Genomic DNA, 23,761 nt, shown 5'->3' on the forward strand with positions numbered 1-23,761 from the left:
CTGAACTACGCCAGTTTAGCCCCGGCCCGCCCGTGCTTGCAGGCGTTCTGACTGATGGCTGCACATTGCTGCAACGATCGTCATGACCGCAATCGAATTGCGGCCCACGCTCGACTACCCCAGCACCAACTTCGCACTGATCAGCCGTTCGTCAATTGGCGTGTGCGAAATCAGCACGACGGTGTGGCTGCCAGCAGCGTCGAGCAGGTCAGCGACAAGCGCATCGGCACGCCCCGGGTCAACATTGGCGGTTGGCTCGTCGAGCACGAGCACGTCAAAATCAGCGAGCAGGGCGCGAGCCAGGGCGATGCGCTGACCTTGGCCGCCCGAGACGAGGCTGCCGCGCTCGCCAAGGTGCGCGTCCAGGCCGCCGCGGGACCGCATCCAGCCACCGAGCCCTACGCGTTCGATCACGGCTTCGAGCTCTGCGTCGGTTGCGTCCGGCTTGGCAAATAGCAGGTTCTGGCGGATGCTCTCGTTAAAGAGGTGCGCGCGCTGTTCGATCAGGCCCACGCGTTGGCGGAGCAGTTCGGGGTCGACATCGCGAGCTTCGACACCGCCAATTCGGTACGTGCCGTCGTAGTCGAGAAAACGCACGAGCACATTCGCAAAGGTCGATTTACCTGAGCCAGATTCACCGGCAACCAGCAACCGCGCACCAGCCGGAATTTCGACCGAGCAGCCCTGAATCGCGGGCTGCGCAGCGCCCGGCCAGCGGGCCGAAACGTCAGTAATCGTGATGTCGAGCGGGCCTTCGGGCAGCTTCGCTGTGCCACCGGGCTGCGGGATCTCGCTGGGAACGGTGGTTGGTGCGACCGTGGCCACGCGCTGTGCCGAAACTCGTACTCGCCGCCACGCAGCCACCGCCACCGGCACCTGCGCGAACACTTCGAACAGTGCCAGCGGCACCAGCGCGACCATCGTCAGAAACTCGGGCGTAAACGTGCCGTTTGCCGTCGCATCCACGTTGAACCACAGCGCACCCGCGGTTGCGAGGCCGGCGAAAATCGTCACGACACCGGTCACAACTCCCTCACCGATTGAACGGCGCACGAGCACGCGCCGCAGCGCAGCGTCGGCTTCGTGGATGCGCGCCAGTTGCGAATCGAGCGCATCGTACGCACGCAGCGTCTCCAGGTTCGTGATCGTGTCATGCACGCGGTCGCCGAGCGCGGCTCGCAACGGCGCAACCTGCCGGTCGGCGGCACCGGCGATCATCAGCTGCGCGAGCGTGGCCACAATGAGCGCGACCAGCAAGCATCCAAGCAGCGTCAACGCTGCCGGTACCGACATGATCGCCACGCCAACAACCGTGAGTGCGGCCACAATCACCGAGGTGATCAGCGGCTCAATGACGCGCAACGGCAAGAACTGCAGTTCGTCAATGTCGTCAACGAGCCTGCTGAGCAGATCGCCTCGACGCGTACGAGCGAGCCCAGCCGGTGCGAGTGGTTCGAGTCGGTCAAGCAATCCGACGCGCATTTCTGCCAGCTGACGGAATGATGCGTCGTGCCCCGAAAGCTGCTTCAAATAGCGGAACACGGCCCGGCCCAGCGCAAACATGCGCACGGCGACAATTGCCCAACCGAGCCACAGAATGTGGATGATCAGTGAGGCACGGGTGATCAGAAACGCGCTCGCGGCCAGCAGCGAGACCACCGAAATCCCCCAAAGCACGGCCCAGGCAATCGGCACCCACATGCGTTTCGCGGGCGGGGTTGCCAGTTCCAGCACTTCGCGCTCGGCGGGCGTCATCTTGGTGTCTGCCGCCGTGGATTCAGCAATTGGTGAAGTCATGCGTGTGCTCCTTCACTCGCCGCGGCGGCGGCAGGATGCACGGGTGCGGTCAGCGTCACCGTCGCGTCGGCTGCGGCGATTACGGCGGGACGATGGCTAACAACCACCACGATTCGGCCTTCGTCAGCGAGCGCGCGCATCGCCGAGATGACTTCGCGCTCGCGGTCGGCATCGAGCGCGGATGTGGGCTCATCGAGCAGCACCACCGGGCAGTCCTTGGCGCGGGCACGCACGATAGCGCGGGCAAGTGCGACGCGCTGTGCCTGCCCGCCAGAGAGCCCGGCTCCCCCGACGCCGAGGGATTGTTGTGGGTCGACCGTGGCGAAACCAGCGAGCGAAAGTGCGGCGCGCACCTGCTCGGGTGATGCATCCGGCTGCCCGAGGGCAACGTTGTCGAACACTGTGCCTTCGATGAGGCCGGCAGATTGCCCCATCCAGGCGATGTCGTCGCGGTGGCAGGCACGCGAACCGGTTGCCGATGAAATCGTGCAGTTTCCGGTGCCTTCGACCTCGCCGCGGATGAAGCCAAGGAGCGTAGATTTTCCGGCACCGGATTCACCGGTGAGTGCAGTAATGAGGCCCGCGGCAAACGATGCGGTAAGCCCGTCGAATACGACGTGACCGTCGTATTGCACAGCTGCGTTGTGGATCTCGAGCGCAGTTGCGGCACCGGTGGCGTTTGCGTCTCGCTCGGCACCTTCAGGAGCGCTACCCGTGGCACCTTCCGGTGCATCCAAAATCGCGAACACGGTCGCGGAGGCTTGCACGCCTTCGCTTGCCGCGTGGAATTGCGCGCCAACGGCGCGAAGCGGGGCGAATACTTCTGGCGCAAGAATCAGCGCAAACAGTCCCGCAAACAGCGCCATTTCGTTGTCGATGAGGCGAATACCGATCTGCACCGCCACGAGCGCGACCGACAACGACGCGAACAGCTCGAGCGCGAATCCCGAAAGGAACGTGACGCGCAGCACCTTCATCGTGGACTTGCGATAGTCATCGGTAATGGTGCGGATGCGGTCACGCTGACGGCGCGCGCGACCAAAGATCTTGAGCGTGGAAAGTCCCTCAATGATTTCAAGGAACGACGCTGCGAGCGTGCTTAGCGCATCGAGTTGCTTGGCCTGTGCACGCTGCGTGGCCCAGCCGATCAGAATCATGAACAGCGGAATGATCGGCAGCACAACGATTTCAGTGATGCCCGAAACCGGGTCAGCGATCAGCGTCACCAAAATGAGCAGCGGCATCACGATCATGGTGAGCAAGAGCTGCGGTAGGTACTTGCCGAAATAGCTGTCAAGCGCGTCCAGCAAGTGGGTTGCCAGCAGCGTGAGTTCGGCACTGCCCAGTCGCTTGGCGGGTTCGGTTTCGGATGCACCCGGTACCGCAATCGAGTTCCCTCGCGTCTGCGCGATCTTGCGCATCAGTGCACCGCGCAGTTCCGACTTTGCGGTCGCAGCGGCGCGTGCACCAGCCCAGTCCATCCCCCACTGGGCAAGACCACGAACGGCCACCGCAATCAGCAGCAGCGCGAAGTCTGGGCCGAGCGTGTCGAACCCGTGGCCCTCGATTGCCTGGGTGACGCAGCGGGCGATCGACCAAGCGATGCCGATCAGCGCACCGCCCTGCAGGAGTCCAAGAATCGCGCCAATTGCGAGGAACGCCCGGGACGAACGGGCGTATTTCAGCAGGCGTGGATCAAGCGGTTTCACGGTTCCTCAAGGCTACCGGAGTTGGCGTGCGTGAAGCGCGAGAACGGCACGACGGCGACCCGAAGGAAAACCAAATCGGACCCGGTGTCGTACACCAGGTCCGATTCGGTTGTGTCAGTAACTGCGGTTAGGCAGTGACTGCTTCATCTGCGTGTGCCAGCTCGGCACGCGACGCGTTTTCTTCGAAGTCCACGCGGCGCAGGCGCTTGCGGAACGTCCAGAACGTCCATGCCTGGTAACCGAGCACGACCGGCATGATGCAGAGAAACGCCCACGTCATGATCTGCAGCGTGTTGTCGCTAGCAGAACCGTTCCAGATGGTGAGGTCTTCGCCACCCGGGGTCAGGTTGCGCATGAGCGCCGGGAAGAGCGCGGCGAACAGCGACCAAACCGCGAATACGACAGTCAGTGCGCCACCAAGGAAGGCCAGGCCGTCCTTGTTGAGCAGGTTGGCAACCCACGAACCGACGAAGCACACCACCGCGAGGAGGGTCAGGATGAGGCCCGGAACCGAGAAGTACGCGAGCACAGTCCAGCCCAGGAACACGATCGCGAGCGCGGCAACAATCAGGCCCTCCCACTTCGCCATGGTGCGGGCGCGTTCACGCAGTTCACCATCGGTACGGCGCGTGATGAAGATCAGACCGTGATAGAAGAACAGCGCGAGCGTGGTCAGTCCACCAAGCAGTGCGTACGGGTTGAGCAGGTCAAAGAACGTGCCGGTGTAGTTGAACCCGAACGAGTAGTCGAGCGAACCAACAGTCTGCTCAACGGTCTCCATCGGCATACCACGAACGATGTTCGCAAACGCGGCACCCCACAGCAGGGCCGGCAGCGCCGAACCGGCGAAGATCATCCAGTCGAACTTGTCGGTCCAGGCCTTGCCGGTGCCCTGGTGGCGGTATTCAAACGAAACACCGCGGGCGATCAGTGCGAGCAGGATCAGGAACAGCACCAGGTAGGCGCCCGAGAAGATCGTCGAGTACCACTCCGGGAACGCCGCAAAGAGCATGGCACCACCGGTGATGACCCAGGTCTCGTTGAGGTCCCAGATCGGGCCGATCGTGTTGATCAGGATGCGGCGGTCAGTGTCGTCGCGGCTCACGAATGGCAGCGCAATACCGAGGCCGAAGTCGAAGCCATCGAGCACGAAGTACCCGATGAACATCGCAGCAATAATCCAGAACCAAATAACTTGCAGTTCCATTAGTAGACGCTCGCTTTCACCTTGACGGTCTCGACGTCTTCGACGACGCCTGCTTCATTCGCTCCCGGTACCGGCATTGGGTCGGACTGGATTGCCTTGAGCAGGAGCTTCACTTCGACCACGGCGAGGATGCCGTAGATCAGCGTGAATCCGATGAGCGAAATCAGCACGCTGACTCCAGTTGCATTTGGCGAGACACCGGCTTCGGTTGGCATCAGCCCAAATACGAGCCACGGCTGGCGGCCCATTTCGGTGAAGATCCAACCGATCAGGATGCCCCACAGCGGGAAGGTTGCACCCCAGATAGCGACGCTCCACTGCCATGGCTTCGGCTCGCGACCCTTGCGGGTGATCCACAGGCCAATCGCAGCGATCGCCATCGAAGCGAAACCGAAGAACATCATCCAGCGGAACGACCAGTAGGTGAGCCAGATAACTGGCGAGTAGACCTGGTCAGCGCCGTACATTTCGGCGTACTGGGCCTGCAGGTCGTTAATGCCGTGCACCGTTCCGTCGAAGGTGTTGGTGGCAAGGAATCCAGCCAGGTACGGGATGCGCAGCGACCAGACTTCTGCAGACCCGTCGGGGGTACCGAGCGAGAAGAGTGAGAACGACGCATCCGCACCGCTCGCGGTGTTGTACATCGCTTCAGCGGCAGCCATCTTCATTGGCTGCGTTTCGGTCATGGCGATGCCGAGTGCGTGACCCGAGAGCATGATGCCAGCGCCGGAGATCAGCACGGTCCACAGACCGAAGGTGAGCGCCGGGCGGAAGACTTCCTGGTGCTGGCCACGGCGCAGGTGCCATGCGGCAGTTGCGGCGATGATCGTTCCAGCAAGCATGACGGATGCGGTCAGCGTGTGCGGCAGCTGCGTTACGGCAACCGGGTTCGTCAGTACGGCACCGAAGTCAACGAGCTCGGCACGGCCGGTGACCTCATTGAACTCGAAGCCGACCGGGTTCTGCATGAACGCATTGGCGACGAGGATGAAGTAGGCCGAGGTCCAGGTACCGATGACGGTGAGCCAGATGGTCGCGAGGTGCAGCTTCGGCGAGAGCTTGTCCCAGCCGAAGATCCACAGACCAATAAAGGTTGCCTCGAGGAAGAACGCGACGAGACCTTCGAATGCGAGTGGTGCACCAAAAATGTCACCGACGAATCGCGAGTAGTTCGACCAGTTCATACCGAACTGGAACTCCTGCACGATACCGGTGACGATACCCATCGCGAAGTTGATGAGGAAGATCTTCCCGAAGAAGCGCGTGAGCTGCAGGTAGATGACCTTGCCCGTGCGCACCCACTGGGTTTGCCAGATCGCGACGCAGAGCACCATGCCCAGCGTGATTGGAACGAATAAGAAGTGGTACAGCGTGGTTAGACCAAACTGCCACCGAGATAGAACGAGGGGATCCAATAAGGCTTCCACGGGCTCTCACCTTCAGCTGTGACGTGATGGATGTCGCTGCAGGCCACGTTGCTTTGCCGCCTGAATGCGACTCGCCCAGTCTATCGTTCACCAGCCATTTTTCAGAATCGACAGTTCGAACTTTTTTAACACCCTGACCAGGGATTTTGGGCGCAATCTTGAAGCATTCACAACAAGGAATGCATCCAAAATAAACAAGATTTATATCTCGATATCGAGATATCCACCGGATCAACACAAGAAATCCCACAAATCGCTCTACATCGAGATATTTTAACGCGCGGTGATATGCAGAACTCGCTCGAATAATTCACTTTCCATTACAAGCATTCATGCTGGCGTGCCCAGCCGGTTCCCCAATCCTGCTCCGCCCGAATTAGGCTGGACCGATGCTCGCCGACACCCTCGCCTGGCTCATCGAGACCGTGCGCCAACTCGACCCCGCAATCATCATTGCGATCGCCTTCGGTGGCGTTTTCCTCGAGACCAGCCTGCTCGTCGGCTTTATCGTGCCCGGCGACGCAATCTTGCTTGCCGCATCCGCAGGCGTCGATAGCTGGAGCATGTGGGCAGCGGTCGTTGCTGCCGCGATTCTGGGTGCGATTGGTGGCGAGTCGCTTGGCTTCGCGCTCGGCAAATATTTTGGACCACACCTGCGACATTCGTGGCTTGGCCGCCGACTTGGCGAACGTAACTGGCAGCGCGCCGAGTCATTCGTGCAACAACGCGGCGGTCTCGCCGTCTTTATTTCGCGCTATCTCCCAGTGCTGCACTCGCTCGTCCCGGTTACCGCAGGCATGACCGGGATGCGGTACCGCACGTTCATCGCGTGGACCGTCCCCGCCTGCACGCTCTGGTCGCTCGCTTACGTTTCTGTTGGGGCGATCGCAACGGCAGGATTCGACCGAGCCAAGTCGAATCTCCATCTGGCGAGCTTCATCTTCGCCGGCGTCCTCATCGCGTTCGCATTCGGCACCTGGGCACTCAAACGCTGGCTCAGTCGGCGCGTCGATCGCACGCCGGATGCGGCTGCAGACGCAGGCGCAGACGCGTCGGCATAGCGACCACGCGCTCGGCCGGCACCCGCGAGCTGCGAGCTCGCCACCTGCATCCAGCAATGCTGGCTAGCCTGACGGCATGTGCGGCAGATTCGTAGTAGCCAAAGCCTCGAGTGATCTCGCGGTCGAATTCGATATTGATCGAGTGAGCGATACGGAGTTCACGCCCTCGTACAACATCGCACCCACGACCTCAGTGCCGGTCATCGTGCAAGCACCCGCACCGGCCGAAGAAGTAGACACCTACGGGCCCGGCCCGATTCGCCGACTTGAAGTCGCTAAATGGGGGCTGGTTCCGGGATGGGCACGCGATGCCAGCGTCGCCTCGCGTGCATTCAACGCCCGCAGCGAAACCGCCGCAGTCAAGCCCACGTTCCGCGCCGCGGTTAAACGTCGCCGCGCGGTCATCCCCGCATCCGGCTATTACGAATGGCAGACGGGGGCCGACGGCACCAAGCAGCCGTACTACGTGCATCCTGCCGAGGGCGGTGCCGATGCGTCCCTTTGTTTTGCCGGACTCTACGAGTGGTGGCAAAACCCCGAAGGCGAGTGGCTCCTTTCGACGACGATCTTGACCCGCGAGGCACCTGCGGGACGAATGCGCGAGCTACATCACCGCATCCCGGTCTTCTGTACTGCCGCAGATATTGACGAGTGGTGCGACCCGGCACTAGCCGGATCGGCTGAACTCGTGGCGGATTTTGCCGAACGTAGCCTGGCACTCACCGATTCACTCGCACTGCGTGCCGTTGACCGCCGCGTCGGGAATGTGCGTGAGCGAGGGCCAGAGCTTATTGCGCCGATGGCCGACCCCGCCTAGTGCGGCGCCGAGGATGCGTTGAGTTCGCCCCCCGGATGCGCGCGGCGCAGACGCCAAACACTCGGTTCGTCAAGTTGATCGTGTAAATATGGCTCAGTGAGCTCTCGACCCGACCGCCCCGCATCTACTGGTTTTCGATTCGCACCCGTTTCATTTGTGCGACACCTCGCCGAGAATGCGTTTCGAGTCGAAGACCGATACAAAGCAATTCGACTGCGCGGCGCACTGAAGCGCGGTGAGATCTCGGAGGTCGAGGCCTACACCGGCTATGGCACCACCGAATCGGTGCGGGTACTCGGCCGCGTGCAGATGCTGCCACACGCGGTACGTCGAGCCGGACGCCGTCGCTTCACAGTGCTGCCGATCGGCGGTCCGCGCCGTCGCGAAAAGTCGGTGCGCGGCTGGCGCAGTTTCGTGCGCGTCACGGTGCCATACGCGAAGGTCAAGGTGTTCATCGGCGACCAGGTCCACGAAATTACCGCTGACCGCGGCGGCGTGATTGACGCCGTGCTGCCGGCGTCGCTGACTCCGGGATGGCAGCAGGTCACGTTTGAAAGCGCCGATCAGCAGCGAACCGTTGCACGCGTGTTTATTACTGAACCAAAACAGCAGGTCGGCATTGTGTCCGACATCGACGACACCGTCATGGTGACGTCGCTCCCCCGCCCGCTGCTAGCCGCGTGGAACACCTTTGTCCTTGACGAGCACGCCCGCGCTGCGGTTCCGGGCATGAACGTGCTGTACCAGCGACTGACCGATAAGTTCGGCGGCGACACAACACCGATCGTCTATCTGTCGACGGGATCTTGGAATGTCGCGCCGACACTGAGCCGCTTCTTGGGACGCAATATGTTCCCCTTCGGCCCATTGCTCCTTACCGACTGGGGTCCGGTGCCGCAACGAATCTTCCGCTCTGGAACCGAACACAAGCGACAGAATCTGCGCCGGCTCGCGCAGGAATTTCCCAACATGAAGTGGCTGCTCATCGGTGACGATGGTCAGCATGACGAACAGATTTATGGCGAGTTTGCCGCTGAGTTCCCCGACTCGGTACTCGCCGTCGCGATTCGCCAGCTCTCGAACACCGAGTCCGTACTCGCCGGTGGCCGTGCGAGTTCGTGGGTGAAGTGGCACGCAACCTCGGCTGTACCCTGGGTGCACGCCCCCAATGGCGCTGAATTGGTGCAGGAATTAGCGCGAATCGGCATTCTCGATCACGACGACCAGGTCTCCGCACTCAGCGAAATCTCTCGAGAGCTTTCGAACACCCGCGTTGCTCGACCGCAAGCACCAAGCGAGCTTGGCGAGTAACCCAACTTCACTTCAAGCACTACTTGAACCCCTGAATTCCGCGCGAGTTCAGGGGTTTTTCGTTCGCCCGCAGCACCACGACCCGCACTCAGCCAGCAAACGTTATCCACACCCCCTTACCGATTATTCGAACATGTCGTAGGCTCCTCGTACATTTCGTATCGAACATATTTTCGATACAGGGAGGTTGTCATGTTGGTCAATGAACCGGTTGTGGTGGAGTGCTCACCGCACGGCGCGCCAGTGCGCTTTCACTGGCGCGGCGTGCCATACGGCGTCACCAGTGCCCCCGAGCCCTGGTTCAGTCGCGAGCCCTGGTGGCAACATGTCGACCGGGCTGCGAAAGGCACTGCGGTTCGCATCGAGCGCGAGCTTTGGCGGGTAGATGCGGTACCACTGCACGGTACGGGATCTCCGGTCGACGGCAGTTTTGATCTCGAACGCGACCAAACCGGCAACTGGCTGCTCGATCACGTTTGGGATGACGAGCTCGAACATCGGTTGTTTGCCTGACCATGCCTGTCTTTACGCATCTACACGTGGCCTCGGCACACTCAATGCATCACGGCACTGCCGCTCCCGAAGCATTGGTGGCCAGGGTTGCCGAGTGGGGTGGCGAGGCGGCCGCGATTACTGACCGCGATGGCCTGTATGGTGCGGTGCGCCACATTCGCGCATGTCTGACGCACGGTCTGGCGCCAATTGTCGGTGCCGATATTGCGCTGGCACCGGCAGTTGCCGCTTCTGGCGCGCAACCCGGCGACGTCGCGAGCGAGTTACGTATCGCGGGTTCGGCATCCGGTTTCGTAGCCCAGCCCGGCCTCGACCGGGTCACCGTTCTCGCTCACGGCAACCTTGACGGTGCGGGTTGGGAGAGCCTGTGTCGGCTCGTTTCAGCAGCACATGTGCCCCCACGTGCAGCATCACCAACCCAAAAACGAGCACACCGGGCACAGCTTGCTGCGAGCCGGTTCGCACCGTTTCTGTGCGCGGATGCGTCGGGGCACGAAACCCGTACGGTGGATGCGCTCGGTACCGTATTGCTCGGCCCGTGGTCAGATGTGGGGCGCGCGCTGCTGCGAGGGAACGCTGAGTTGGCGCAAGCACGCCTGCAGCGCTGGCAACGCTGGGTACCCGGTGGTGTCGCGATCGAAGTGGTGTGTCATCTCACCGAGCCGGGAGCTGCAGCGTCGCTGCGGCATGCGGCTCGATTGCTTGAGCTTGCACACCGAGCGAATGTTCCGGCGGTGCTGACCAACCAGGTGCGTTATCTCGACCACGACGATGCCTTGACCGGTGACGTGCTCGATGCGGCTGAAGCCCTCCAGCCGTTGGCGCAATCGCCGTTACAGGCAAATGCGCAGGCCTGGCTTAAACCGCCCGAGCGGATGCACGCACTCGCTGACCTTGTGGTTTCGCGAACTGATCTTGGTGCGCACGCGCGGGCGCGGCTCATTGCCGAAACGAGCATCCTTGCCGAACGGTGCAGGCTCGATCCGGCAACGGACGTCCACTGGCGCCAACCAAAGGTGCCCGAGCCCGAAGTGCTCCAATTGCAGGATGCACCGGATTCGGTGTTGCGGCAGCGCTGCGAGCTGGCGCTGCGGGAACGGTTTGCGACAACGACCGGTAGCGCACTGCGCGCGATCGAAGATCGCCTTAACCACGAGCTCACCACGATTTCGGGGTTTGGGTTTGCCACATATTTTCTGGCCGTTGCCGATGTGGCTTCACTGATCCGAGATCTTGGTATCCGCAACCAGGCCCGAGGATCCGGCGCGTCCAGCCTGGTGAACTATCTCTTGCGGGTGTCCAACGTCAATCCGATTGAACACGACCTCGTGTTCGAGCGTTTTCTTGGGCGCAAACGCTCGACCCTGCCCGACATCGATATTGACGTGGAATCGGCTCGTAGGCACGAGGTATACCGCGCTATTTTCCAGCGTTACGGTTCCGAACGCGTCACCCTGCTCTCAACGCACTCCACCTATCGGGCTCGTGGCGCTGCCCGAGATGCTGGGCTCGCGCTGGGACTACCCGAACAGCGAATCGACGAGATCGCAAAGTCGCTGTGGCGGCTAAATGCCGGCCAATTGCGGCAAGTGCTGCACGAACAGCCTGAGCTCGTGGCGCTTGCAGAACAGTCCCGCCAAGACCGCGACCTCAACTTGTTGATCGACCTGGCCGAGCGACTCGACCGACTCCCCCGTCACCTCTCCATGCATCCATGCGGTGTCTTGCTCGGGAACGCCTCGCTCTTGTCGACCACGCCGGTACAACCCAGCGGTATTGACCTGCCGATGAGCCAGTTCGATAAGGACGATATCGATGACATGGGGCTGCTCAAACTCGATGTGCTCGGTGTCCGGATGCAATCGTCGTTGGCCTATGCCGTCAACGAAGTGCAGCGGTTACACGGTTCCGCTGCCGCAATTCGAGGCGGGTTGTTGCCCGATGTCACCTATGTCGCACCAAATGGCCGCATCGTGCTCGATGAAATCCCGACCGATGACGAACCCACGTTCGAGCAAATCCGTTCCACCCACACGCTCGGGATGTTCCAGATCGAGTCGCCCGGGCAGCGTGAGCTCATTGGCAAAATGCAGCCCGATGTTTACAACGACCTCATTGCCGATATCTCGCTGTTTCGCCCCGGCCCGATGAAAGGCAACATGGTGGCGCCGTTTCTTGACGTCAAGCACGGCTATGCCAGCCCGAAGTGGCTGCATCCGTCGTTTCGCCCGTTCCTTCGCGAGACCTACGGTGTGGTTGTCTATCACGAACAAGTACTGCGCATTCTGCATCACTGCATGGGAATCTCACTGGCCGATGCCGATGAACTGCGCCGCAGCATGGAAAAGCAGACCGACGGGATCGAGCAGCTTTTCCGGGAACGAACCCGCGCCAATCGGGATGCGAACGGCAAGCGAACATTTACCGATGCCCAAATCGACGAGATCTGGAATGTGCTGCGCGGATTCGGTTCGTTCGGGTTTTGCAAGGCGCACGCGGCGGCGTTTGCACTACCCACGTGGCAGAGCGCGTGGCTCAAAACGCACTACCCCGCAGAGTTCGTTGCTGGGCTACTCACCCACGACCCGGGGATGTATCCGAAGCGACTCTTACTTGGCGATGCCCGCCGCATGGGTATCCCGATCCTCCCCGTGCATGTCAACCACTCGACACGGGCATTCGTGGTTGAACGAGTGCGCGAAACGCCACCGGGGTCGCCGACCCGTCCGGGCGATCTCGGGGTTCGGCTCGCGCTCACCGATATCCGCGGCATTACCGAAGCCGAAATCCAGCGCATCCTGAGCGAACGACCATTCGTGTCCCTCGGCGATTTCCTGACCCGTGCTCGGCCGTCCCGCACTCTTGCCGAACGACTCGCCCTCATCGGCGCACTCGATGGGCTCGAGCCCGGTGCACCTACGCGTGGCGATCTTGTTGCCGCGATTCGTGCTCGCCCGCGCACACGCTCGCGTGCGGTTCATCCAACTGCCCTCGAGCTTCCGTTGGACTTTCGTGAAGCGCACGCACCGGTACTCCCCAGCGGTGTTCCCGAAATGGATGCGCGCGAACGCGTCCATGCCGAACTCGACATTCTGGCGCTCGACCTCTCCGAACACGTCGTTGATGGCTATCGCCCGCTGCTGGATGCGATTGGGGTTACTCCCGCAGGTAGGCTCGCTTCGCTGCGCGCCGGCACCGAAGTCACCGTTGCGGGTGTCCGAGTCGCAACTCAAACCCCACCAATGCGTAGTGGAAAACGTGTCGTATTCATCTCGGTCGATGACGGCACCGGCTGTGCCGATGCCACCTTCTTTGATGATGCGCAGGAGCTCAGCGGCAGCGTTCTATTCGGTACTCCACTGCTGCTGATTCGCGGCAAAGTGCGCCGTACCGGAGAACGCGGGGTATCCATCCAAGCCGAATTCGCGCGCGATTTAAAGCTCGCCTGGCAGGAATACGTATTGATTCAGAATGCCGCCGCAACTGCATCACCGATCGAGGTGGGTGTCTAGTGTTCGAACGTGCCTTCATCCACTGCGCATGCGGCCAGCCTGCGCAGTTCACGCGCCACCAATTCATGTACGCGCGGGTCGCCCAACAACCGGTTGTGCCCGAGTGCACGAACCGTACGGTTCTTCCCCTGCACCAACGTTCCCGGCACACCCACAATCGGGTCGTACAGCGGAATGATCGACACCATGCGCTGATCCACACTGTCGTGCTCGGTCAATGCCAATTGCGTCGGAGTTCCGGGGCGAAGCCCAATGATTTCGCGCGTGATGTTCCACGACGAACCGAACACGTACTTCGCGGTAACCGCGCCCCGAAACGGCGCCGAAATTGCCACCGCGCCCAGCGTCCGCTCACTATCCGCGTCACGCAAGAGCACCTGCTTGGCGATCAATCCACCCTTCGAGTGGCCGACGAGCAACACTCGCCCGTACTCGGGATGCGCGCGAAGATACAGGTCAACCAATTCGGCAAGTTCGGCCACCGAACGGTAGTTCCATCCGAGCTGCGGCAGCACCACCGTACGAAAACCGCGCTCGGTCAACGCGTCGAGCATCGGCCGCATGAAGCCCCATGGCGTTGCCAACCCGGCAAGCACCACCACGACCGGCAGCGCAGCTTCGGCGGTCGATTCGCCCTCGGGATGCGGTCGGTGCGCACGCAAATCGGCGCCTTCACGCCAGGGAGCCGCGCTTTCGGCGTACCGAGTTGGCAGCTTGGCCGGGCCGAGCGCGCCCAGCAACCGGAACATCGGAATCAGTCCGGGCGTCTTGCGCAGCATTGCGTTCGCGGCATCCACCTGCCGAATCGTCCAGAATCCGGCATCCGCAATCATCCCGCGAGCGCGAGTGAATCGCCACCACAGTGTGCGACGTTTCGGCAGCTGTTTTCGCAGCACCTGCAACTGGTCCGGCGAGAGTTTGGTTGGCCGAGGGAACGAAAGCGATCGTTGGCGCAGCCGCCGTTCAATCCACACGCGACGGCGACGGGTGAGTTCGTTCTCGTCCATCGCTACGCGCCACCTAATTCCGTCATCACCATTGGGATTCCTGCAATGCTGCGTCGGCTACCAGTACCCACATGCCATCGACACAAGCTGCGCTTGGCCGATACCGACCTCTCCAGCGCCGATGCCAGTGCATCCGGTCACCGTTGCCGTACTTCGACGGTACGCCCTCAGGCTGCATGCTTGATTACCGAGGCGTGCATCCGGCAACAAGCAACGCCCATGGCAATCAACTTAGGCCGTTGCCACCGCTTCGAGCTCGAGCAGCGCACGCTTCAATGCTTCACCGCCGCCATACAGACCGATCTCGCCACCGGCGCGGATCACTCGATGGCACGGTGCGAACAGTGGCAGCGGATTCTTACCGCATGCGGTACCGACCGCCCGTGCTGCACCCGGTCGCTGCAACCGTGCCGCCAGGTTGCCATAGCTTTCGGTTTCGCCGTACGGAATCTGGCGGAGCGCGCGCTGTACTTCGCCGGCAAAGCCGACGGATGCGTGCTTCCAATCCAATGGCACCGAGAATTCACGACGCCTACCCGAGAGGAATTCCTCAAGCTCGGTCACGGCACGGGTAAGCAGCGCGTCTTGCGCGACGCTCAAATTGCCCTGCGCGAACGATGCATCACGCGCATCCGCCGCCAACGCGCTCGGCAGCCAGCAGCGGGAAATCCCCAACTCGCTTGCCACCACGCCAATTCGTCCGAATCGGCTTGGCAGTACGCGCAGGGCATCCGACATTACGCAGTTACCTCACGCAGGCGTCCGGTGTCGACATCGGCAACAAATCCGCGCACGTTCTTGTGCTCAATGAATGGCGATTGCATGATCCGGCGAATCGACTCGCGCACGCTCAGATCGACATCCTTGAAGGCTTCAGCCTTCCAGTGGGCACGAGCACCGGTTTCGCTCATGAGCAGGTCGTCGAATTCGTCTTCGGTGAAGGTCGACAGACCGCAGTCCGTGTGGTGGATGAGGATGATCTCGCGGGTGCCGAGCTTGCGCTGCGAGATGGTCAGTGAGCGGATCATGTCGTCGGTGATCACGCCACCTGCGTTACGAATGATGTGCGCCTCACCCAGGTCGATACCTGTGAGCGGGAAGATCTGCAGTCGCGAGTCCATGCACGCAACGATCGCTACCTGCCGGCTCGGCAGCAGCGGCTTTGGTCCCGGGTACGACTCCACGTACTCCGCGTTGCTTGCAACCATCTCGTCGGCAAATGCCATGGTGTTTTCCCCACTTCTCCGGCAACGGTCACACTCACGAGGCGTCGGTTTGCCATGTGAGCGGTCGAGCACAAACAGTGCCGCAGAAACCGTGACGCAGCGTCTGCGTCAACCGACAAGTTTACGCCCGCCCGGCCATCCATCTCTCGTGGCTGCGCACAAATGCACGGCCAACATCCCGTGCACAACGACTACCGAAATGACGACCGCACGCGCTCGAAATTCCGCTCAAGCAAACCCGTTGACCCCATAAATTCCCTGATCAGGCAAGCCTTACCTAGCTGGAAACCGCCCCGCAAATCCGGGATCATTAAGTACGAAGGAAGTGATGCAAGTGCCGAACCTCAGTACGTTCGCCCGCCGCTATCCGATTGTGCTGTGCACGCTCATATTGCTCCCGATCGTGATTGCCCTGGCGCTCGGCGGCCTCGGAAACGTTGCCCAGCCCGTCGCAACGGGCTATGTCGCCATCATCATTGTGATCACCGTCATCGACATGGTGCGCGACATCCTGCGCGGCAACTTCGGTCTCGACATCTTGGCCGTGGTTGCGATGAGCGCTGCCATTGCTGTGGGCGAGTACATTGCCGCCATGATCGTGGTGCTCATGCTCTCGGGTGGCGAAGCGCTCGAAGACTACGCCGCATCCCGCGCCACCAAAGACCTCGATGCGCTACTTAAGCGTGCCCCGCAACGCGCGCACCGACTCGGTACACAAACCGACGACACCGCCCTGACTTCCACGACGGACGAACTCCCCGCAAGCACAGATGTCCCCGTCGATGAGGTGACACCAGGCGACATCCTGCTCGTCAAGCCCGCCGAAGTCATTCCGGTCGACGGTGAGCTCCTCACCGCCAACGCGGAAATCGATGAGTCGCAACTCACCGGCGAAAGCCTGCCGGCTGCTTATGTCGCCGGTGACCATATTCGCTCCGGTGCCGTCAACGGACACACGGCCATCCGCATCCGCGCTACCGCGAGCGCCAAGGACTCGCAGTACCAACAGATCATCGCGCTCGTTTCTGAGGCCGAGCAGGCCAAGGCCCCAACCGTTCGTGTTGCCGACCGGTTTGCGATTCCGTTCACGCTCGTCTCGCTCGCGGTTGCCGGGCTTTCCTGGTGGCTGTCCGGCGAAGCAACCCGCTTCGCTGAAGTACTTGTCTTGGCAACGCCCTGTCCCCTGCTGATCGCGGCACCGGTCGCGTTCATGGGTGGCATGAGCCGCGCCTCCCGCGAAGGTGTCGTCGTCAAGGGTGGCGCAACGCTCGAGCAACTCGCCAAAGCCAAGACCGTAGCGTTCGACAAGACCGGTACGCTCACGCACGGCGAGCCCGAACTCACCGCCATACAGCTGCACGAATCGTTCGCTGCAGGCAATACGGACGTTCAACAAGCTGCCACGCTCGATGACCAAGCGCTCGAGCTGCTGCGGCTAACGGCCTCTGCTGAGCAGTACTCCACGCACGTGTTGGCAGCTGGCATCATCGATGCCGCGCAATCTCGTGGACTCGCGCTGGCGACCACCGACACTGCCGAAGAAATCGCCACCAACGGCGTCGATGCCTGCATCGACGGCCGCCACGTGCGCGTCGGCAAGCTCGCGTTCATCCGCGAACTCGATGCGAACGCGCCCGAATCCGAACTGACCGCGGGCGAGACTGCCGTGTATGTCGCCATCGACGGCGTCTACGCCGGTGTGCTGCGCATTGCTGACCGGCTCCGCGGCAACGCCGCCGACACCGTCACGCATCTTCGCGGCAATGGTATCGAACACGTTGTGATCCTGACGGGTGACAATCAGCACACCGCCGATGCGTTAGCTGCCCAAGCGGGCATTGCCGAGGTGCACGGCAACCTGCTCCCGCAAGACAAGGTTCGTCTCGTTGCCGAACAGGGCGCTCGCCCCGTCATCATGGTTGGTGATGGTGTCAACGACGCGCCAGTCCTTGCCGCGGCCGATGTCGGCATTGCGATGGGCGCACGCGGCGCAACCGCGGCCAGTGAGTCGGCGGATGCAGTGATTGTTCGAGACGATATTTCGATGGTGGCACGGGCTGTGTCGATCGGCCGACACACGTACCAAGTTGCCATCACCGCAATTTGGATCGGTATTGCACTGTCGCTGGGGCTCATGACCATTGCCGCGTTCGGCTACATCCCGGCGATCTGGGGTGCGCTCTCGCAAGAGCTCGTCGATCTCGCTGCAATCCTCTACGCGCTCCGCGCGCTAACCTCAGGCAACCAGCACCAAATCGCACCAAGCGCGGACTGATCGACTACGTATCCACACAGCGATCCGGGTGACCCAAGCGGTGCCAAGCCACGAATTCGGGTGCGGCACCGCTTGCTTATGCCGAGGCGTAGCCGTGCTGGTACGCCCAGATCACCACGTGTACGCGGTCGGGCAGGTCGAGCTTCTCCAAGATTCGACCGACGTGTGACTTCACCGTCACCTGAGCCAAGAACAGCTTCGCGGCAATTTCTCCGTTGGATGCACCCTGCACCAGCAGTTCAAACACGTCGCGTTCGCGTGCCGTCAACTGCTCGAACTGTGCCTCGGCTTCGGGTGCGCGACCAGACGCCTTCGCAGCGTTCGCAGCTGCCTGAGCACCCGCATCCGCTGTGCCCGGTGCCACAACGCCGGCCGCCTGCTGCGGATGCTGCGACAACATGCGTTGGATCAGTGACTTCGTCATTGATGGGTCGATAATCCCGTTGCCGGCGTGAACCGTGCGGATCGCCCGCACGAGCTCTTCGCCGGGTGCGTCCTTCAGTAAGAAACCTGACGCGCCGGCAGAGAGCATCCGCACGGCAAAGTCCTCTGAGTCATAGGTGGTCAGCGCAATGACTCGAATGTCGGTGGATTCACCTTCGTGGCGCAGCAGCTGCGCCGTTGCCGAAATACCGTCGAGTTCCGGCATGCGGATGTCCATCAGCACCACATCGGGACGCAGGCGGAACGCCGCCTCGATACCGGCTCGGCCGTTCTCGGCGGTGCCGACGACTTCGATGTCATCGGCAGATCCTGCGATCAACGCCAGCCCATCACGAACGAGCGACTGGTCGTCGACGATCAGCACCCGGATCGGATCCGCAGCATTCGTGTCGGTGTCGCCCAACTGTGCAGTCATTGGTTCTCCTACGTTGCAATTTCTGTCGAGGTAACGGTCAATGGTCGATTCATGCTTGTTTCCACCTAGTTACGGACGCCGTAAGACTAAGTGCACAACCTTTGCGATATTCACGGCATCATGTTGCCGAAAACGGCCAAATTGCAGATATTTCAAAGCTCGTGTCATTTTCATGCACCGAGAACTCGCCGTTAAACAATTCCGTGCGCTCGCGCATCCCCGAGAGCCCGCGCTTATCGCTCGGCACCGGAGGCGCCGAGGTCACGCGCTCGTTGATTGCCCGCAGGACCAGTTGGTCCGAGCGCCAATCCAGGTGAAGCTCGCCGGGGGCACCCGGCGCATGCTTGTACATATTTGTCAGGCACTCTTGTCCAACACGAAATACCGCGAGCGACAGCCCCTTTGGTAGTTCCCGCGGTTCACCGGTCTCAATAAAACGAAGCGGAACGTCCGCAAGCTGAGCGGCAGACACCAGTTCGCGCAGGTCACCGATTCCCTTCACCGGGGCATCGTCCTGCGGCGAATCAACGCGTTGCAGTAGCACCTTAATGTCGCCCAGGGCGTCTCGCGCGGCCTCGGAAATCTTGCCGAACAGTTCGCTCCCAATCTCGGGCCGGGTACGGCTAGCCATGCGCCCACCTTCGGCCAGTGTCACGATCGATGCCAGCGAGTGCGCAATGATGTCGTGCATCTCGCGCGAGATTCGCGAGCGTTCGTCCGAGAGTGCGAGCTCGGTCAGTCGCTGTTGGTCACGTTCGAGCAGTAGCGCTTTTTCTTGCGCGGTTACGACCTCGGCGAGCTGGCTGCGTCGCACCATGCCCAATGCCCACGAAGTAAGGAACGACAGCACCACCACGGCAACGAACGCGATTAGCGATTCGGCTTGCCGCCAAGCGTCAACCCCTAGAAACGCGTGGTCGCTTGCCCAGGGCATGCCGATGAAAATCTGCAGCGCCACTTGCACGAGCGCGGCCGCCATCGGCAAGAAACTCAAGAACATGTATTTTCGCTGCGCAAATGCAGCCACACCATAGGCCGCAATCAAGACCGCAAGAAACGTTGGCAACAACGCGAACGGGGTTTGTCCCTGCGTCGCACCGGCAAGCACACTCGTGGCGAGCAGGGTTGTCACCGGCGCGACTCGGCGGGCAGTGAGCACCAGGCAGCTCAGCACCGACCACAACACCGCATATCCCACAAGTTGCGGGGCAACGTTGCCCCCGGGCAGCAACAGTGGCAGTGCGCTGAGCGCGCCCATGATGCCCGCAGCGATCGCATCATTGCGAAGCACCCGCATGGGGTTGGGGCGCGTGGCGATGAATGAATCCTGCATAACTCAACCCTAGACATTGGTCGCGTGCGCACCTTCCCCCATATGGAGTGGATGCCCGAGAAATTCTCTCCTCCTCGAGTATCAGCGAATGCATCTGAATGCGACTACAGCACACTGCCGCACGAAACCGGATGTCAGCATCCTTGAACCATCACCGCAAGCTGTGCGTGCCCAATCTGCCTTCAAAACCGCACACACGTTGAAAGGATCACGATGAACCACCCAACACCCCCGGCGGCAGTCAGCTGCCAAGAGCTCACGAAAACCTACGGCACCGGCGAAGCTCAGGTGCACGCGCTGCGCAGCGTCACGGCAGGATTTGCCGCTGGCGAATTCACCGCGATTATGGGCCCGTCTGGTTCGGGAAAGTCGACGCTGATGCACTTGCTCGCTGGCCTCGACACCCCCACCTCGGGTTCGGTGTGTATCGAAGGCAACCAGCTAACCGGCTTGAACGACAAGCAGCTCACCAAACTCCGTCGCGACCGACTCGGTTTCATCTTCCAGTCGTTCAACCTGGTTCCGACGCTGACCGCGCGCGAGAACATTGAGCTGCCGCTGCGTCTTGCCGGCAGCAAGGTGGATGCGGGTGAAATCGATCGACTCGCCAGTCGCCTCGGTATCTTTGAGCGTCTCGCCCACCTGCCGCACGAGCTTTCGGGCGGTCAGCAGCAGCGTGTAGCCGTCGCCCGCGCCCTGATTTCACAGCCTGCCGTCGTCTTTGCCGACGAGCCAACGGGCGCCCTTGATCTGCGCACCGGTCGCGAATTGCTGCAGAGCATGCAGCAGGCCGCGCACGAACGCAACCAGACGATCATCATGGTCACCCACGACCCGGCTGCCGCTGCATTCGCAGATCGCACGCTCATCCTGGTTGATGGCCAGATCGCCCACGATCTTCGCGGGGCCAACTACGAGCAGATCGCAGCCGTCATGGCGGAGGTCGGAGCATGAGCGTCGCACGCAAACTCGCCACCGCGCAGATCCGTCGCTCGCCGCGACGCATCCTCGCAATCGCCCTCGCTTCACTACTGAGCGCGATGGCCATCATGGCCACCGGTACCTTCATCGGCACGCTTGACCGCGGCATGGCAGCGAGCATGGCGGCTCCCCTCTCGCATGCCGATGTCATCGTCACCACCGACGGCGCGCCCGTTGACGTCAACAAGCTCGCGCAGATCGACGGCGTCACCGCCGTTGAACCGGTGCACGAATCGTATGTCCGCGCCACGATCAAGGGCGCTGACTTTGATGTGCAGCTGCACTCGCTGCCCAGCACAGAGTCGCTGCGCTGGGTCAACCTTGAGTCGGGCAATTGGCCGGCTCACACCGATGAAGTGCTCGCAACGCAGGAAAACCTTGACCGTTTCGGTCTCAAGATCGGCGACACCGTTTCGTTCGGATTCTTCGGCGAAGCTTCCAAGGAAGCCACTGTTGTTGGCACCATCACAACGAGTGCGCCGCTTCGCGGAAACCCGTGGTTCGTTGCCCCACCCGCGTTCTTGGAATCCGCATCCGGTGCGCCCGCCAGCGAGTACATCATTGCGACGAGTGGCAACCCGAACTCGATGGTGTCAACCATCAACACCGAGATGGGATTCGATCCCGATGCACCGCACGGCGCGAAGGCGCTGACCGTCAACGACCACGTGAACGCCAAGATCGCGAGCCAGACCGGCTCGACGCAGACGCTCACCATCGTGTTCATGATCTTCGTCGTCATTGCGATGCTCGCGGCCGTCATGGTGATCCGCAACACCTTCCAGGTCTTGCTCTCGCAGCGCCTGCGCGAGAACGGTCTGCTGCGACTGGTGGGGGCGACCGGCAGTCAGGTGCAGTCCGCCGTGCTGTACGAAGCCGCCCTCATTGGTTTCGTCTCGGCTGTTGTCGGTGTCGGCGTCGGTATCGCGCTCGGTTGGGGTGTAGCTCAGCTTGCCGGTCTCGCCGGTGGCGGACTCGTCGTCTCGATCGGTTGGGTGATTGCTGCGCTGGTAGCGACCACGTTCATGACGGTGTTTGCGGCCTGGGCACCTGCTGCTCGCCTGCGTAACCTCAGCCCAATCGCATCCCTCGGCGCAGCCAACTCGGCTGCCGCTGAGCGCGAAGGCCGCAGGATATTCAGCTGGGTTATCGGTTCGCTGCTGACTGTCGGAGGTGCGGCTGGTGTCGCCGGTGCCGCAGCGAACACGCTCCCCGCAACCGCCAACCCGTTCTTGTTCATCCTCGCGGCAGTCGTGCTCGCAGCAGGCCTGTTTGTGCTGGTTCCGCTGCTGGTGCCCATCGTAATGCCAGCCATTGCGGCACCGCTTCGTGCCGGCGGCCCGATCGCGAAGATCGCGAGCGAAAACCTCGTTCGCACCGCACGCCGCTCAGGCACGGTCGTGCTCGCCATCGCGTTCGGTGGCAGCCTCGTCCTCGCCATGCTCACGGCAGTTGGCGGCGCCACAGCGACGTTTAACAAGCAGATGGATGAGGATTTCGCATTCGACGCGGTTATTTCAGATTCCAGTGGGGCCGCGATTGCTCCGGAAGCGGTAGCACCGATTGTCAACAGCGACGCAGTTTCATCCACGGCATTCACCAAGAGTGCAGAGGTCTCCGCGCCCGAAACGGGAACTCCATTCACTGAAGTTACGACCGTCCCCGAATCAGTTTCGAGCGCGTTTACGACTCCGCTGCAGGATGGCGAAATCCTCGTATCGGCATCTATGGCTGGCGCGTACGACCTCAAGGACGGCGACCAGATTGTCCTCACCGATACTGACGGCAAGGCCGTGACACTGACCATTCACCTCGACGAAGCCTTCGACGGTCTTGGATCATTCACTTCTGCCCCGTCGATCGTTGGTGGCGTTACCGAAACCACGCTCGCGGAATTCGCGAAGCCGGTCGATAACTCCCGCCTTTGGGTAGAGGCCCCGGCGAACACGATCGACAACCTGGCGAAGACCATCGACGAAGTACGCGTTGCATACAACTCGTTGCAGCTCGAAGGTCCCATGGCCCTGCAGCAGATGATCATGCAAGCCATCAACATGCTGGTCATGTTTGTGCTCGCGATGCTTGCGCTCACGATCGTGATTTCTGCCCTCGGTCTGGCGTCGGTAGTGGCCCTGGCCGTTGGTGAGCGTCGACGAGAAATTGCGCTGCTGCGCGCACTCGGCACGAGCCGCGGTGGAGTCCGCCGCATGGTGCTCATCGAGTCAGTCGTGCTGGCATGCACCGGTGCCGGGTTCGCGATCCTGATCGGTATCCCGCTGGGCATGGCTGCGGTTCCCGCGCTCATCCCGCTGGGCGGCACGCAACAGTCGATTCCATGGGTAGCCGTGCTGGTTGTCCTCGTTGTCGCCATTGGTATCGGTGTGCTTGCCGGTACAAGCCCGGCACGCAAGGCCACTCGAATTGCGCCGGCTCAGGCCCTCGCGCAGCAATAATCAGGCGGTAATCCACCCCGCAGGAATACCGCCCACCGACAATACGACGATCGAGGCAATTCAATCCGCCAAGATATTCAGCACGTATTTAGTCCACTGATCGCTTGAACCTACAGCACACTCCAGGCGTCAAGTACGGCGGATGCGGTGGGTAACGTAACCGGGGCTCTGGCACGAAATCACCCGAGTGATTCCGAGCTGTAGCCCCGGTTACGTATCTGCCTCGCTAAACACTGCCCTCACACCCCCTGGTGAATCTCGAAATCACCAGCT

At 61.7% G+C, this 23,761-nt stretch carries 17 protein-coding genes; 8 read left to right on the forward strand and 9 right to left on the reverse strand.

Annotated features, from left to right (window positions below; genetic code table 11):
• Window positions 1–114 precede the first annotated feature (114 nt).
• From cydC to ZBI01S_RS06870, 4 genes are all read right to left on the reverse strand, one after another.
• Window positions 115–1,797: a thiol reductant ABC exporter subunit CydC gene (gene cydC, locus ZBI01S_RS06855; protein ID WP_245610565.1), complete on the reverse strand. Its 1,683-nt coding sequence runs from the start codon at window positions 1,795–1,797 to the stop codon at window positions 115–117.
• Window positions 1,794–3,506 carry a thiol reductant ABC exporter subunit CydD gene (cydD, locus tag ZBI01S_RS06860; RefSeq protein ID WP_066058267.1) on the reverse strand — a complete coding sequence of 571 codons (1,713 nt, stop codon included), beginning with the start codon at window positions 3,504–3,506 and terminating at the stop codon, window positions 1,794–1,796. The genes cydC and cydD overlap by 4 nt, the downstream gene beginning before the upstream one ends.
• A gap of 127 nt (window positions 3,507–3,633) precedes the next feature.
• On the reverse strand, window positions 3,634–4,713 hold the full coding sequence (cydB, locus tag ZBI01S_RS06865) for a cytochrome d ubiquinol oxidase subunit II (RefSeq protein WP_066058271.1): 1,080 nt from the start codon (window positions 4,711–4,713) through the stop codon (window positions 3,634–3,636).
• Window positions 4,713–6,140 (reverse strand): cytochrome ubiquinol oxidase subunit I, encoded by a 1,428-nt coding sequence (locus ZBI01S_RS06870; RefSeq protein WP_066058273.1) that lies wholly within the window; start codon window positions 6,138–6,140, stop codon window positions 4,713–4,715. Before ZBI01S_RS06870 ends, cydB begins: the two co-directional genes overlap by 1 nt.
• Window positions 6,141–6,529: 389 nt before the next feature.
• Here ZBI01S_RS06870 and ZBI01S_RS06875 point away from each other — a divergent pair, with 389 nt between their 5' ends.
• The 5 genes from ZBI01S_RS06875 to ZBI01S_RS06895 all read left to right on the forward strand — a co-directional run bounded on the left by ZBI01S_RS06875 (window position 6,530) and on the right by ZBI01S_RS06895 (window position 13,354).
• A complete protein-coding gene (locus tag ZBI01S_RS06875; RefSeq protein ID WP_066058276.1) occupies window positions 6,530–7,201 on the forward strand; it encodes a DedA family protein in 672 nt (223 codons plus the stop codon).
• Between the two features lie 76 nt (window positions 7,202–7,277).
• On the forward strand, window positions 7,278–8,018 hold the full coding sequence (locus tag ZBI01S_RS06880) for an SOS response-associated peptidase (protein ID WP_066058279.1): 741 nt from the start codon (window positions 7,278–7,280) through the stop codon (window positions 8,016–8,018).
• A 96-nt stretch (window positions 8,019–8,114) separates the two neighbouring features.
• Window positions 8,115–9,329: an App1 family protein phosphatidate phosphatase gene (locus tag ZBI01S_RS06885; RefSeq protein WP_083524597.1), complete on the forward strand. Its 1,215-nt coding sequence runs from the start codon at window positions 8,115–8,117 to the stop codon at window positions 9,327–9,329.
• Between the two features lie 192 nt (window positions 9,330–9,521).
• Entirely contained in the window at window positions 9,522–9,842 is a 321-nt protein-coding gene (locus tag ZBI01S_RS06890; RefSeq protein WP_066058281.1) for a DUF6504 family protein, read from the forward strand.
• Between the two features lie 2 nt (window positions 9,843–9,844).
• Complete coding sequence (locus tag ZBI01S_RS06895; RefSeq protein ID WP_066058284.1) at window positions 9,845–13,354, forward strand: DNA polymerase III subunit alpha; 3,510 nt, start codon at window positions 9,845–9,847, stop codon at window positions 13,352–13,354.
• On the opposite strand, the gene ZBI01S_RS06900 is transcribed toward ZBI01S_RS06895, so the two are convergent.
• The 3 genes from ZBI01S_RS06900 to ZBI01S_RS06910 all read right to left on the reverse strand — a co-directional run bounded on the left by ZBI01S_RS06900 (window position 13,351) and on the right by ZBI01S_RS06910 (window position 15,587).
• Window positions 13,351–14,361 carry an esterase/lipase family protein gene (locus ZBI01S_RS06900; protein WP_066058287.1) on the reverse strand — a complete coding sequence of 337 codons (1,011 nt, stop codon included), beginning with the start codon at window positions 14,359–14,361 and terminating at the stop codon, window positions 13,351–13,353. The genes ZBI01S_RS06895 and ZBI01S_RS06900 overlap by 4 nt on opposite strands.
• Before the next feature lie 231 nt (window positions 14,362–14,592).
• Window positions 14,593–15,099 carry a methylated-DNA--[protein]-cysteine S-methyltransferase gene (locus ZBI01S_RS06905; RefSeq protein ID WP_066058289.1) on the reverse strand — a complete coding sequence of 169 codons (507 nt, stop codon included), beginning with the start codon at window positions 15,097–15,099 and terminating at the stop codon, window positions 14,593–14,595.
• Entirely contained in the window at window positions 15,099–15,587 is a 489-nt protein-coding gene (locus tag ZBI01S_RS06910; protein WP_066058293.1) for a beta-class carbonic anhydrase, read from the reverse strand. Before ZBI01S_RS06910 ends, ZBI01S_RS06905 begins: the two co-directional genes overlap by 1 nt.
• A gap of 328 nt (window positions 15,588–15,915) precedes the next feature.
• Here ZBI01S_RS06910 and ZBI01S_RS06915 point away from each other — a divergent pair, with 328 nt between their 5' ends.
• Window positions 15,916–17,862, forward strand: coding sequence for a heavy metal translocating P-type ATPase (locus tag ZBI01S_RS06915; protein ID WP_066058296.1), 1,947 nt, complete (start codon window positions 15,916–15,918; stop codon window positions 17,860–17,862).
• A gap of 76 nt (window positions 17,863–17,938) precedes the next feature.
• Here ZBI01S_RS06915 and ZBI01S_RS06920 read toward each other — a convergent pair whose 3' ends face one another.
• Together ZBI01S_RS06920 and ZBI01S_RS06925 are read right to left on the reverse strand one after the other, a co-directional pair.
• Window positions 17,939–18,721: a response regulator gene (locus ZBI01S_RS06920; protein ID WP_066058298.1), complete on the reverse strand. Its 783-nt coding sequence runs from the start codon at window positions 18,719–18,721 to the stop codon at window positions 17,939–17,941.
• Between the two features lie 118 nt (window positions 18,722–18,839).
• Complete coding sequence (locus ZBI01S_RS06925) at window positions 18,840–20,054, reverse strand: sensor histidine kinase (RefSeq protein ID WP_066058300.1); 1,215 nt, start codon at window positions 20,052–20,054, stop codon at window positions 18,840–18,842.
• Window positions 20,055–20,267: 213 nt separating this feature from the next.
• Here ZBI01S_RS06925 and ZBI01S_RS06930 point away from each other — a divergent pair, with 213 nt between their 5' ends.
• Together ZBI01S_RS06930 and ZBI01S_RS06935 are read left to right on the forward strand one after the other, a co-directional pair.
• Window positions 20,268–21,008 (forward strand): ABC transporter ATP-binding protein, encoded by a 741-nt coding sequence (locus ZBI01S_RS06930; protein ID WP_066058304.1) that lies wholly within the window; start codon window positions 20,268–20,270, stop codon window positions 21,006–21,008.
• Window positions 21,005–23,488, forward strand: a complete 2,484-nt coding sequence (locus ZBI01S_RS06935; RefSeq protein WP_066058308.1) for an FtsX-like permease family protein — start codon at window positions 21,005–21,007, stop codon at window positions 23,486–23,488. The genes ZBI01S_RS06930 and ZBI01S_RS06935 overlap by 4 nt, the downstream gene beginning before the upstream one ends.
• Window positions 23,489–23,761 lie beyond the last annotated feature (273 nt).

It is taken from the genome of [Zimmermannella] bifida NBRC 103089, assembly GCF_001570925.1.
GTDB classification, from domain to species: Bacteria; Actinomycetota; Actinomycetes; order Actinomycetales; family Microbacteriaceae; genus Gulosibacter; species Gulosibacter bifidus.

What these genes read in the sequence shown, in the direction of transcription:
- cydC (WP_245610565.1), bottom strand. Translation starts at nt 1,797, where the DNA reads ATGACTTCACCAATTGCTGAATCCACGGCGGCAGACACCAAGATGACG.
- cydB (WP_066058271.1), bottom strand. Translation starts at nt 4,713, where the DNA reads ATGGAACTGCAAGTTATTTGGTTCTGGATTATTGCTGCGATGTTCATC.
- ZBI01S_RS06875 (WP_066058276.1), top strand. Translation starts at nt 6,530, where the DNA reads ATGCTCGCCGACACCCTCGCCTGGCTCATCGAGACCGTGCGCCAACTC.
- ZBI01S_RS06880 (WP_066058279.1), top strand. Translation starts at nt 7,278, where the DNA reads ATGTGCGGCAGATTCGTAGTAGCCAAAGCCTCGAGTGATCTCGCGGTC.
- ZBI01S_RS06890 (WP_066058281.1), top strand. Translation starts at nt 9,522, where the DNA reads ATGTTGGTCAATGAACCGGTTGTGGTGGAGTGCTCACCGCACGGCGCG.
- ZBI01S_RS06895 (WP_066058284.1), top strand. Translation starts at nt 9,845, where the DNA reads ATGCCTGTCTTTACGCATCTACACGTGGCCTCGGCACACTCAATGCAT.
- ZBI01S_RS06900 (WP_066058287.1), bottom strand. Translation starts at nt 14,361, where the DNA reads ATGGACGAGAACGAACTCACCCGTCGCCGTCGCGTGTGGATTGAACGG.
- ZBI01S_RS06905 (WP_066058289.1), bottom strand. Translation starts at nt 15,099, where the DNA reads ATGTCGGATGCCCTGCGCGTACTGCCAAGCCGATTCGGACGAATTGGC.
- ZBI01S_RS06910 (WP_066058293.1), bottom strand. Translation starts at nt 15,587, where the DNA reads ATGGCATTTGCCGACGAGATGGTTGCAAGCAACGCGGAGTACGTGGAG.
- ZBI01S_RS06915 (WP_066058296.1), top strand. Translation starts at nt 15,916, where the DNA reads ATGCAAGTGCCGAACCTCAGTACGTTCGCCCGCCGCTATCCGATTGTG.
- ZBI01S_RS06920 (WP_066058298.1), bottom strand. Translation starts at nt 18,721, where the DNA reads ATGACTGCACAGTTGGGCGACACCGACACGAATGCTGCGGATCCGATC.
- ZBI01S_RS06925 (WP_066058300.1), bottom strand. Translation starts at nt 20,054, where the DNA reads ATGCAGGATTCATTCATCGCCACGCGCCCCAACCCCATGCGGGTGCTT.
- ZBI01S_RS06930 (WP_066058304.1), top strand. Translation starts at nt 20,268, where the DNA reads ATGAACCACCCAACACCCCCGGCGGCAGTCAGCTGCCAAGAGCTCACG.
- ZBI01S_RS06935 (WP_066058308.1), top strand. Translation starts at nt 21,005, where the DNA reads ATGAGCGTCGCACGCAAACTCGCCACCGCGCAGATCCGTCGCTCGCCG.